The organism is Streptomyces sp. NPDC033131 (assembly GCF_055578365.1).
This window is the reverse complement of the sequence record NZ_JBVIPA010000093.1, coordinates 1-10,973: the sequence shown is the minus strand read 5'-3', so window position 1 is coordinate 10,973 and position 10,973 is coordinate 1. Positions and strand designations below refer to the sequence as shown.

Genomic DNA, 10,973 nt, shown 5'->3' with positions numbered 1-10,973 from the left:
CATACCAGAACAACGAGTCCCGCAGCTGGAAGCCACGACTTGTTTCCCGGCAAGCCCTAAGGGGTCCTTTCACTATGAGCGTCCGATCAGGTCGCTCATAGTGAAAGGACCCTTAAGGCATGGATCGCACCGGACACGGTTCGTGTCCGTCTCGTCCGTGCCTGGAGGCCGCTGGTCAGTCGGCGGCCTCAAGGATCTTCCTCGGTGTCACGCAGGTCATGCTGTCATGCAGCCAGCAGGCGCACGACGTGTCCGTTGCCTGTCAGGGACTGGGTCAGCTTGACGATGACCAGCTTGCCGTCGCTGGCCACGCTGCGTGGTGTCCCTCCGTTGACGGACACTTGGTAGTTTCCGGCGGGCAGGTTGCGAAGAGTGAACTCGGGCGTGTAGCTGCCGGTGACCACGCTCTGAACAGTGATCTGGATGTCACGCAGGTCGGTGGAAACCTGTGCCCGGGTGTACTTGGCCCTGTCGACCTCCAGGGCGAACTTGCCCTTGTTGTACAGGGCGAGACGCTGACGCACTCCGTCCTTGGGCGTGACGACGTAGGCGTTGTTCTGCAGGACCACGTCGCCGCCGTAGGCGTACAGGCCCACGACCCGGTCCTCGACGACATTGACCGCAGCGGTCTTGAGACCGCCCCAGAAGCCGAGGTCCGCCTCGCCCGACCAGGCCCACCAGCCGTCCAGATTGGCGATGTAGCCGTAGTTGCTGGTGCCCTTCTCGCTCTGGAAGATCCAGGAGGCCGCACCGATGTTCGCGGCGTCACTACTGATCTGACCGGCGTTGATGTTTGCCCAGCCGGCCACGTACGCACCGTAGGTGCTGCGCATCATCTCGTCGAACTCGGCACCGTTGGTGGAGGCGTAGGAGAACAGGTAGTCCTGCTGCTGCCACGCCCCCAGCTGGGTCTCGTAGCCGAGGTTCCACCACGACTCACCCATGTGCCGGTTGTCCGAACCGTAGAAATACCACAGGGGCTGCATGCCGCGAGCTGCCAGCGACGCACGGGTGACCTTGTCCGCCAGTGCGGTGTTGCCGTACATCTTCGCCAGCGTGTAGCAGGCCTCGAAGCCCGTGGTGTCGATGCTCGCCTCAGAGGCGAAGGGGTACTCCTGCGCGAAGATCTTGTCCCGCTTGCCTTGGACGAAGCCCTCCAGCAGCTGCGCCTCGGCAGTCAGCCCCTCGTCCTTCAGCCGCGCGATCATATCCGGGTAGAGCAGTTCGCCCATCAGGCCCAGATTGTGCGCGGCGTCCCCGATGGGGGTCGGCTGCGGGATCTTCGTGTACATCGCTTCGAGCGTCTTGAAGGCCATCAGCAGGTACTCGTTGGCCCCCAGACGCGTCGTGATCTGCGTGTACCTCTTCGCGATCTTGTACATGTTGAGGTACGTGTTCGCGATGTGCACGTAGTTGTAGGCACGCCACACGCCTTGGTCCTTCGGTGTACCGTCCTGCCCGTCGTACCAGCGGTACACCTGGTAGGTGCGCAGGCCGTTGGAGGTCTTGCTCTGGAGGTAGCCCAGCAGGAACTTCTCGATGTAGTAGTCGAGGGAGGTGACCTCGCTCTGGCTGGGTGTGACGATGTTCTTCTCGGAGAGGAAGACTGCGGGCGCGAGTCCAAGGTCGTCGGAGCCGCCGGCCATCCACTCCTTCCAGCCGCCGCCCGGGTAGTCGTCCCAGGTGATCAGCTTGTTGCGGCTCATGTCCCACTGCAGGTAGGCGCCGTTGTAGCCACGGGTTGTCTTCGCCTGCTGCTTGGTGGCGAGGAACGTCGCACGCGTCGCGACGAGTTCCTCGACCGGCTTGATGGAGTGGTATTGCAGCACCGATTGTCTACCGCCGCCGTACGTCACGGTGACGTAGTTGACACCGAGGACCGGAAAGGTGAGGTCGTAGAGGTTGTAGCCGTTCCTGGTGCCCTTGGAGGTGACGGTGATGTTCTTGCCGCTCTCACCGGTGACCTGCTGGATGCCGCCCTGGGCGCGGACCGCGAGGGTGGCCTTGGTGTCCTGTGCGATGACCATGCCGGGCAGCGAGATCGCGTCCACCACACCGGCGTCGTAGAGCACCTTGCGCATGTCCGCGTAGTCGGCGGCCCAGCGGAAGGTGAAGCTGTAGGTCTTCTCCGCACCGGGGTCGAGCACCAGGGACGTGGCGGGCAGGTACTTGGCGGTCTTCGCGGCGCGTTCGACGCAGATGTTCTTGGAGTGGATGAAGTACTCCACCACGCCTTCCCACGACGGGTCCACCTCGGCGAAGGGCCCTTCGCCGTACCGTGCCTTGTTCTTGAACTCCAGAGAGGTACCGCTGTTCGGAACCATCATCAGGAACGGTCCGGTGCCGTTGGGACGCTGCCAGTAGATGTACGAACCGTCCTTGCCGACGAACGAGTGCCGTCCGACGTTCTGCTCGTAGATCCCCTTCTGGTCGCCGCCGTTCCACCACGCGTTCATCAGCAGCGCGAAGCCGAGGTCCTGGAACTCCAGACGCTCGGTGGAGGTGTTCTTCAGACGTATCGTCCACACCAGCTTGTCCCCGCCGGTCCCCGCCAGGGTGTAGGTCTGGAACAGCGAGAAGTTCCTGATCCCGTTCGCGTGAGCCGCGGTCCCCTCGTAGGCGACCTGCACTCCACCGGTCACGGATGTCACCTTGCGGATGTCGTCCGACAGCGACGTCACGATCGGTGTGCCGACCGTCGCGGCACCCTTCTTCACGTTGAACACCATGTCGCCGACCCACCGCGAGTCGTTGATGTTGAACGCGCCGTGGATGTCCGGGTTCATCACATAGTTCGTGCCGAGACTGTCCTGGGGATTGGACAGCTGGTACACGCCACCGGTGGCCTGGTCGACGCTCACATCGAAGAACGACGACGTGACCTTGCTGACCGGACCGGGAAGAGCGGAAGCCGTCCGGGGAACTCCGAGGACGCTGATGGCAGCTCCGGCGAGACTCAGCGACAGTACGCGTCGTCTTGATATGTCGGCTCGACCGTCCGAGTCCTCCGAGTGTGTTTTGCTCACGTCATTGTGTCCCTTCACTCAGATGATTCCTGCCGACCCGCCCTCCTGTCCCGTGAGGGTTCGGTCGGTGTTCGGTATTCCGGGAGGAGCCCTCCCGGTGTTCCCGCACGGGCCTTTGGACGACCCCGGCCGTCCGGGGGCTGGATCCGTGGGGTGCCTGTGTCGACCCTTTTCGCGGCCGGGGGCTAAATGGTCGGCAGCCATACCCGCATGGTGGCCGGACCTCGGTTGGCCCAGGTGTAGTAGGGGATCAGGGTGAGTTCACCGAGGGCCAGGGGCTCGTGGGAGTGCCTTTCGTCCTCCGGCTCGAACGGCCAGCCGGCGTTGGTACGGCCGGCCAGCGCCGCTGACACCCGCACCGTGTCGCCTTCGCTGCGCGGCAAACTCGCCTGCGGGTCGACCAGGATCTGCGCGACGTCCCCGCCGTCCGGCAGGTCGACGGACTCCGCGCAGTACACCAGCGGACCGCGCTCGACGGCCACACAGCCCCGTACGGCGTCGATCCGCGGGTCGGGGGTGACAAAGCGGGGGCTGTCCGGCAGCTCCAGCAAGATCTCGTCGCCGGCGGCGAAGGCGCGTGCCACGTGCACGGTGCCAGGACGTACCGTGCGGCGGGTGCCGTCGGGCTCGACCAGCCATGCCCTGCGGGAACCGACCCAGCCGGGCACGCGCATCGAGAGTGTCCACACCCGGCCGGGCACGGCCGACGTGTCCACGACGACACGGACGCGCCCGTCGTAGGGGTATTCGGTGTGGACGCTGAGGGTGACGCGGCCGGCGCCCGGTATGGGCTCCGCCTCGATGCGGGCAGGCGCGTACTGGTGGATCTGTATGCCGCTGGTGCTGGTGCTGGCCAGGTACGCGGGCAGAACCGCCAGGGTGCGGGCGACGTTGGTCGGGCAGCAGGAAACAGCGAACCAGGAGGCACGCAGGCTCGACTCGGCTCGCGGTCTCTGCTCGTCGGCGGTTGGTACCGTCCCTGCGGTGCGCTGGTGCAGGGTGTTGGTATAGAAGAAGGAGCGGCCGTCCTGCGCCGGTGAAGCGGCGATGACGTTGTAGAGGGTGCGTTCCATCAGATCCGCGTACCGCGCCTTGCCGGTGGCCAGGAGCAGACGCCACGACAGCATGACGGATGCGACGCCCGCGCAGGTTTCGGCGTAGGCACGGTCGGCGGGAAGGACGAAGTCCTCACCGAACGACTCGTCGCGGTGGTGGGCGCCCATTCCGCCGGTGATGTAGGTGCGGCGGGCGACCGTCGCCTCCCACTGACGTTCGACGGCTGCCAGGAGCTCGGTGTCTCCGGTCTCGACCGCGATGTCGGTGGCGCCGGCGGCCAGGTAGAGCGCGCGGACAACATGCCCTCGCAGCACTTCCGCGTCGCGTACGGGGATGTCGTCCTGGTAGTACGGGCGGCCGAACTCGATGTCGGGCAGGGTGCCGTGGCCCCGCCGTTCCAGGAACAGGCGGGCCTGTTCCAGGTAGCGGGGTTCGCCGGTGGCGCGGGCGAGTTCCGCGAGGGCCACCTCGATCTCGGGGTGGCCGCAGATGCCGGGCGTGTTCTCGCCGAAGGTGGCGCACACGTGGTCGGCGGCGCGTATCGCGGTGCGGGCGAGCAGGCCGCCGCCTCGGGTGCGCAGCTGCGCCACGCCGGCCTGGATCAGATGCCCGAAGCAGTAGAGCTCGTGTCCCCACTCCATGTCGCTGTAGCGGGGTTGCTGTCCGGGGCGGCCGAACTGGGTGTTGAGGTAGCCGTCCGGCTCCTGGGCTGCGGCGACCGTCGCGGAGAGCTCGTCGCACATGGCTTCCAGCTCGGCCTCGCGGTCCGCGTCGGTCTGCCGGGCGGCTTCCCAGACAAGTGCTTCCAGCAGCTTGTACACCTCGGAGTCGGAGAACTCCCGGCCCTGGCGGGCCTGGGGCAGCTCCCCTGTGACGGCGTGGCGGAAGTTCCCGGTCCAACCGGCCCGCTCCAGCCAGTGGTGGCAGTGTGCGAGTGTCGCGGCGGCGTTCACTCTCTGACGTTCGCCCCAGAAGCCGCCGGTGATAGCCGCTTCGTCAAGGCCCAGCGGCAGCAGAGTGCTTTGTGACGGGCGGACGGGCGCGATGAGCGTGGCGGATTCTGGTGTGGCGGGAGTGACAACCGGCGACATGATGGTCTCGGACATGGTCTCCCTTGGGTCGGTACCTGGTTGCGCGGGTGGTTGCGGCGGCGGGGAGGGGAATGTCATGGATGTCATCCCTTGAGAGCGCCGGCCATGAACCCGCGGAGGTAGTGCCGCTGGAGCAGGAGGAACAGGGCGAGGCAGGGAACGGCCAGGACGACCACTCCCGCTTCGGTCGCGCCGTAGTCCACGGCTCCCATGGACTGCTGGCGAAGGTTGGCGATGGCGAGAGGCAGCGGCGCGCTCTGGCTGTCGCTGATGAGGATCAGAGGGGCGATGAAGTCGTTCCACGCGGCGAGGAACGCGAACAGGCCCACGGTGATCAGCCCGGGCTTCACCGCCGGCAGCATCACCCTGACCAGGGCGCCGGCGGTGCCGCACCCGTCGACCATCGCCGACTCCTCCAGTTCCTTCGGGACGGACTCGAAGGAGATCCGCATCATGAATGTGGCGAACGGCAGCTGGTACATGGCCAGTACCAGGCTCAGCCCCACCAGTGAGTTCTGCAGTCCCAGTTCGCCGAGCAGCACGTACAGCGGGATGAGCAGCGTGGCGTACGGAACCATCAGGATGGCGAGGGTGAGCAGGAACAGAAGGTTCTTGCCAGGGAAGGTGAAGCGGGCGAAGGCGTAGCCGCCGAGGAGTGACACCAGCAAGGTCACCGCCACGGTCAGCACGGAAACGATGGTGCTGTTGACGAAGTAGCGGACCAGCCCCGCGTCGTAGTCGAGCAGGGTGCGGTAGTTGCCCAGACCGTATCCGGATGTCTGTCCCGTGCCGGGCTGGGGGCTGACCGATGCCCACAGGCTCCACAACAGCGGGAAGAGGAACACAACGGCCAGCCCGCCGGCGACGACGTGGAAGGGGATACGGCCCAGGGTTCGGGCGTTGGTGGTCACGAGACCAATCTCCTCGGTGCTGGGGCCAGAACAGAGACGGTGGGCACGGGAACGGGCACGGGAAGGTGCCGAGCTCGGTCGTTACTTGTCCGCATCGCGCAGTCCTCGGAACTGAAGGAAGTTGAGGACGAGCAGTACGAGCAGCACGATCACCGACAGGGCACCGGCGGTGCCCAGGTTCATGCGCTGGAACGCCTCCCGGTAGATCAGTTGGACCACCGTGACCGTGGCGTTGTCCGGGCCGCCCTTGGTGAGAATGAAGAACTGGTCGAACGCGAGCAGTGAGCCGGTCACGCACAGCAGCAGGCACAGGGCCAGCGAGGGGCGGAGCAGCGGGAGGGTGATCGACCGGAACACCTGGAAGCGGGAGGCTCCGTCCATCCTGGCCGCCTCGTACACCTCGCCGGGGATGCGCTGCAGGCCCACCAGGAGGATGAGCATGTAGAAGCCGGCGAACTTCCAGACGATCAGGAAGACCGTCGACATGAGTGCCGCCGTCGGCGTGCCGAGGAAGGAGACCGGTTTGTCTGACAGGCCGAGTTCTTGGAGCAGGCCGCTGACCGGGCCGACGGTCGGGCTGTAGAAGCCGTAGAAGAGCAGTGCGGCCGAGGCCAGGCCCAGTGCGCTGGGCAGGAAGAACACGGTGCGGAAGAAGCCGACACCGCGCCGGGATTCCTGCACCAGCATCGCGAGGACGAGGGCCAGGCCGATCAGGAGCACTGTGGCGATCACGGTGTACAGCAACGTGAAACGGACGGCGGGCCAGAAGAGCTCGCTGGAGACGACGTCGTCGTAGTTCTCCGGGGTGTTGTATCCGCGGTACCCGGTCAGTAGTGGCCAGTCGCTCAGCGACATCCGCCCGACGAGGAACAGGGGCCAGATGAAGAGCACTGCGACGAGGATGGCGGTGGGCGCCGCGTAGCAGAGGCCTTTGGCCTGGCGGCTGCGCCACCAGGGGGCCTTGACCGAGGTGGCGGCCCGCCGGGGGGCGGGGACGCCCTCGGGACTGCTGGTGGCGGGCCGCCTGATGGTTTTGGTGTGCATGGGGGCAACAACTCTCAGGGAAGCGGGTCAGTCGGCCAGCGAGGCAGAGATGTCCTTGTTGAGGCTGTCCACCTTGGCGCCGTTGCTGAAGACCGCATCGCGCATCAGGGCGAGCCAGGGGCCGTTGGGGTCATTGAACGTCTGACCGAACTTGGCCGCGTAGGGAGTGCGTCCCTTGGCAACGAGTTTGTTTATGGTGACCAGTCGAGGATCGGCAGCCGAGTACTTGTTCTCCGCCAGGTCGGTGCGCGCCACGACATCCTTGTGTGCGGCCACGATGTCGATCTGCGCCTTGTCGTCCAGCGACCAGGCCAGGAAGTTCCACGCCTGATCCGCCTTGCCGCTGGTGGCGGAGATTCCGACGGAGTCACCGCCGATGAAGGTGGACTCACCACCGCCGACCGCGGGGATGGGCGCGACGCCGATGTTCATGTCCTTGGGCATCAGCCCCAGCGTGGTGGACGGCATCGGCATGACGCCGACCTTGCCCTTGGGGAACACACCGGTCCAGGTGGCTCCGGTCTCCTCGCGGGTACCGGCGGCGGTGATGTCGTCCTTCGCCCAGCCGCGGTAGGTGTCGTACAGCTTCTTGGCCGTCGCCGAGGCCAGGTCCGCCGAGGTGCCGTCCTCGGACATCACGTCCTGGCCGGCTCCCCAGATCGACGGCCACCAGGTGAACACACCGCAGCCGCCGCAGCTGCCTGCGAAGAAGGTCCCGTCGACGCCGTCGCCGAGCTTGTCGACCGCTCGGGCCTGCTCGTCCCACTCCTCCAGTGAGGTCGGCGGCTTCTCCGGGTCCAGCCCGGCCTTCTCGTACAGGTCCTTGTTGTAGAAGAGGACGGACAGGTCGAGGGTGTGGGGAACCACGTACTCCTTGCCCTCGTACGTGCCCGCCTTGATGTGTGACGGGGCGAGCTTGTCGCCGTACGGCAGCGCGGCGATGCGCTCGGTGAGGTCGCTGTACAGGCCGCTGGAGGTGTAGTTCGGTACGAAGACCACGTCGGCGGCGAACAGGTCCGGCAGGTCCTTGGACCCGGCAGCGGCTCCGACCTTGGCCTGGTAGTCGTCGGTGGGGATCACCGTCAGCTTGACCTGGTTCTTGTGGTTCTTGTTGTACGCGGCGACCAGGGCCTCGCTCTGCGTCTTGGTCGCGGCGCGGGTCCACATGGTCAACGTGGAACCATCGTCCAGCCCCTTCACCCCGCCCTTGCCCGAGCCGCCCTTGCCAGGGGTGTTCTGACCGCCGTCGGCACAGCCTGCTGCGGCCAGCGCCGTCACCAGCGCGCACGCCACCCATACGACTCGTCTGCCCGGTGCGTTCCTCATTTGTTACTCCCCAGAAACGAAGGCTGTCTGCCAGGACAGCTGTGACGCACATGCCTCGAGCACGTGACCGAAAGGAAACGAAAAGGATTTCGGTGAACGTAGAGCCCTAATTCTCGGCTAGTCAACCCCTGTGCGCCAGGAACCTTTGCCAGCTGGGCGCACACGGTCGCCGTCAGGTGCGAAACTTGTCTAGTACGGTTTTCCGTGCAGGACCGAAACGGTCGGCCAAACAGCGACAGGAGGAGCACCTCATGACCCACCAGGCCCGCAGCCGGGAGGAGTCGAGCGCCGGGTCGACGGAGGGCGTCCGCCGCACGTCCAGCGTCACTCTCAGCGATGTGGCGCGGCTCGCCGGGGTCTCCATCTCCACCGCCTCGAAGGCGCTCAACGGACGCGACCAGGTGCGAGCCGAAACCAGACAGCGCGTTCTCGACACCGCCGAACGGCTTGCCTTCCGCCCCAACCCCCTCGCCCGCGGGCTGCTCGCGGGTGCGACAGGCACAGTCGGCCTGCTCACCGGAGACCTGGAAGGCCGTTTCAGTCTGCCGATCCTGATGGGCGCGGAAGACGCGTTCGGCGCCGGGGAGCTGTCAGTGTTTCTCTGTGACGCCCGCGGCGACACCATCCGTGAGCGTCACCATGTGCGGGCACTGCTCGACCGGCGAGTCGACGGCCTGATCGTGGTGGGCAGCAGCACTGACCCCCGGCCGTCGCTCGGGCGTGACCTGCCGGTTCCCGTGGTGTACGTGTACGCGCCCTCCGAGGATCCGGCTGATCTTTCCTTCGTTCCTGACAACGTTGCTGCGGGCCGTATGGCCGTGGAGCACCTCATCGCCTGTGGTCGGACCCGGATCGCTCACCTTGCGGGTTCCGCCACCTACGCGGCGACGACCGACCGGATGAAGGGCATCGCCGCAGCGCTGGCGGAGGCCGGGCTGGAGCCCGCCGCGGCCTCCCACACGGGCGCGTGGAGCGAGAGCTGGGGGCGTGCGGCCGCCGCGATGCTGCTGGAGCAGGGGGCGGAGCTGGACGCCCTGGTATGCGGCAACGACCAGATCGCACGCGGAGCGGTGGATACTCTGCGTGATCTCGGCCGTCAGGTTCCTCATGATGTGGCTGTCATCGGATTCGACGACTGGCACGTGATGACCGAGGGCTGCCGACCCAAGCTCACCAGCCTCGACATGAACCTCGAACAGCTCGGGCGCAACGCCGCCACAGCCCTGGCTCAGGCCATCGCTGACGGGAGCACGCTCAGCGGCGGTGTGCGGACCCAGACTGCACGACTGGTCGTACGAGAGTCCACCGTCCCCCTCATGTGAGGAAGGCCCCGCCGATGGAAGGGAGCGTACGGCAGCCGGCCCTGTGCTGATGAGACCAGAACTGAGACCGGCCAGCCGCCCGAAGAGCCCATTGATGAAGTGCCGGGCGGCCCGCTCGCTTCCCCGCTGTCCGTGGTCCGTCCGCTCGGGCCGTGGCCGTCAGTCCGCGGTCTGCGTCGGCTCGGCTGTCACTTTGCGCAGCAGGGTCCGGCTGGCGGCGATCGCGGCGAACATCGCCGGCGCACTACGGATGACGCAGACGGCCAGTTGGACGGCGCCGGAGCCGTTGACCGTGGCGCCGGACGCCCTCAACCCGCCTGTTCAGAGCAAAGGTTCAGGCGTCCATGGGCTCGGTCGGCGACTCCTTCGACCATGCCCTGGCGGAGAACCTGTGGTTGCTGATCAAGACGGAGTGCATCCGCGGACGGATCTTCGACACCCGAGCCGAGGCGAACCTCGCGCTCTTCGAGTACATCGACGGCTTCTATAACCCCCGCCGCATCCAAAAGCGCCTCGGCTACCTCAGCCCCATCGAGTTCGAAGAGAAGCACTACGCTGTCCAGGCAGAGGCCTAACCAGTGAACCTGAAGCCACGTCAACCCGCCCTGACCTGCGAGTCGCCCACTCCCGCGCAGCGGGGGAACCTCGCCTTCCGGCGGGATGGAGAGGGGCCCGGGGCCTATAGCCAGCGGCCGCCGCGCCGCGGGGCCCGCTCCTCGCGCGCCGCACGCAGGCCGAGGTGGATATGTGCCCCGACCGTACTCCGAGTGGGGGACGCCGAGTTGTGATCGGCACGCCCACGGCCGTGGGCGTCTACAAGCGCATTGTGGCGGTGGTTCATACCGCGGCGTCGAGGTCGGCGGCGGACCGCACCAGTGCGGTCATCAGCCTGATGGCGTCGGCCGTGGAAAGGTCGTTGCTGCGGACCACGGACCGCCACGTGCTGAAGGCCATGGCGTGCCGGATGGCCACGTCGGACAGCGAGCGTTCCATGACATGCGAAGCCGGCGTCGTCTCCCTTGCCGCAGCATCTGCCGACAGCCCGTAGCCGGCGCTCGCCGTGGCCGCGGCCTGGTCCATGTACGCCAGGTAGGAGTCGAGACTTTGTTCGGCCAAGGGGACCGTCGGGGCGTCGCGTAGCACATTGGACAGCATCGGATCCACCTGCTCGTAGAACTCATAGAGATCACCCAGTGC

General features: G+C 66.5%; 8 protein-coding genes and 1 pseudogene. 2 read left to right on the top strand and 7 right to left on the bottom strand.

Annotated elements, in window-relative coordinates:
• Positions 1-224 precede the first annotated feature (224 nt).
• From ACZ5XS_RS45350 to ACZ5XS_RS45330, 5 genes are all read right to left on the bottom strand, one after another.
• Positions 225-3,026 (bottom strand): DUF5695 domain-containing protein, encoded by a 2,802-nt coding sequence (locus ACZ5XS_RS45350; protein ID WP_468661578.1) that lies wholly within the window; start codon positions 3,024-3,026, stop codon positions 225-227.
• 185 nt (positions 3,027-3,211) lie between these two features.
• Positions 3,212-5,188 (bottom strand): glycoside hydrolase family 127 protein, encoded by a 1,977-nt coding sequence (locus tag ACZ5XS_RS45345; RefSeq protein ID WP_468661577.1) that lies wholly within the window; start codon positions 5,186-5,188, stop codon positions 3,212-3,214.
• A gap of 68 nt (positions 5,189-5,256) precedes the next feature.
• The gene (locus tag ACZ5XS_RS45340) at positions 5,257-6,084 is read right to left on the bottom strand and encodes a carbohydrate ABC transporter permease (RefSeq protein ID WP_468661576.1); all 828 of its coding nucleotides are present in this window, start codon (positions 6,082-6,084) and stop codon (positions 5,257-5,259) included.
• 81 nt (positions 6,085-6,165) lie between these two features.
• The gene (locus ACZ5XS_RS45335) at positions 6,166-7,128 is read right to left on the bottom strand and encodes a carbohydrate ABC transporter permease (protein ID WP_468661575.1); all 963 of its coding nucleotides are present in this window, start codon (positions 7,126-7,128) and stop codon (positions 6,166-6,168) included.
• 27 nt (positions 7,129-7,155) lie between these two features.
• A complete protein-coding gene (locus tag ACZ5XS_RS45330) occupies positions 7,156-8,454 on the bottom strand; it encodes an ABC transporter substrate-binding protein (protein WP_468661574.1) in 1,299 nt (432 codons plus the stop codon).
• A 251-nt stretch (positions 8,455-8,705) separates the two neighbouring features.
• On the opposite strand from ACZ5XS_RS45330, the gene ACZ5XS_RS45325 reads away from it, so the two are divergent.
• Complete coding sequence (locus ACZ5XS_RS45325; protein ID WP_468661573.1) at positions 8,706-9,776, top strand: LacI family DNA-binding transcriptional regulator; 1,071 nt, start codon at positions 8,706-8,708, stop codon at positions 9,774-9,776.
• Between the two features lie 159 nt (positions 9,777-9,935).
• On the opposite strand, the gene ACZ5XS_RS45320 is transcribed toward ACZ5XS_RS45325, so the two are convergent.
• Entirely contained in the window at positions 9,936-10,088 is a 153-nt protein-coding gene (locus tag ACZ5XS_RS45320) for a hypothetical protein (protein ID WP_468661572.1), read from the bottom strand.
• Positions 10,089-10,120: 32 nt separating this feature from the next.
• On the opposite strand from ACZ5XS_RS45320, the gene ACZ5XS_RS45315 reads away from it, so the two are divergent.
• Entirely contained in the window at positions 10,121-10,351 is a 231-nt protein-coding gene (locus tag ACZ5XS_RS45315; RefSeq protein WP_468661571.1) for an IS3 family transposase, read from the top strand.
• A gap of 262 nt (positions 10,352-10,613) precedes the next feature.
• Here the strand turns inward: ACZ5XS_RS45315 and ACZ5XS_RS45310 are convergent.
• A pseudogene (locus ACZ5XS_RS45310) lies at positions 10,614-10,973 on the bottom strand (hypothetical protein); the annotation flags it as partial.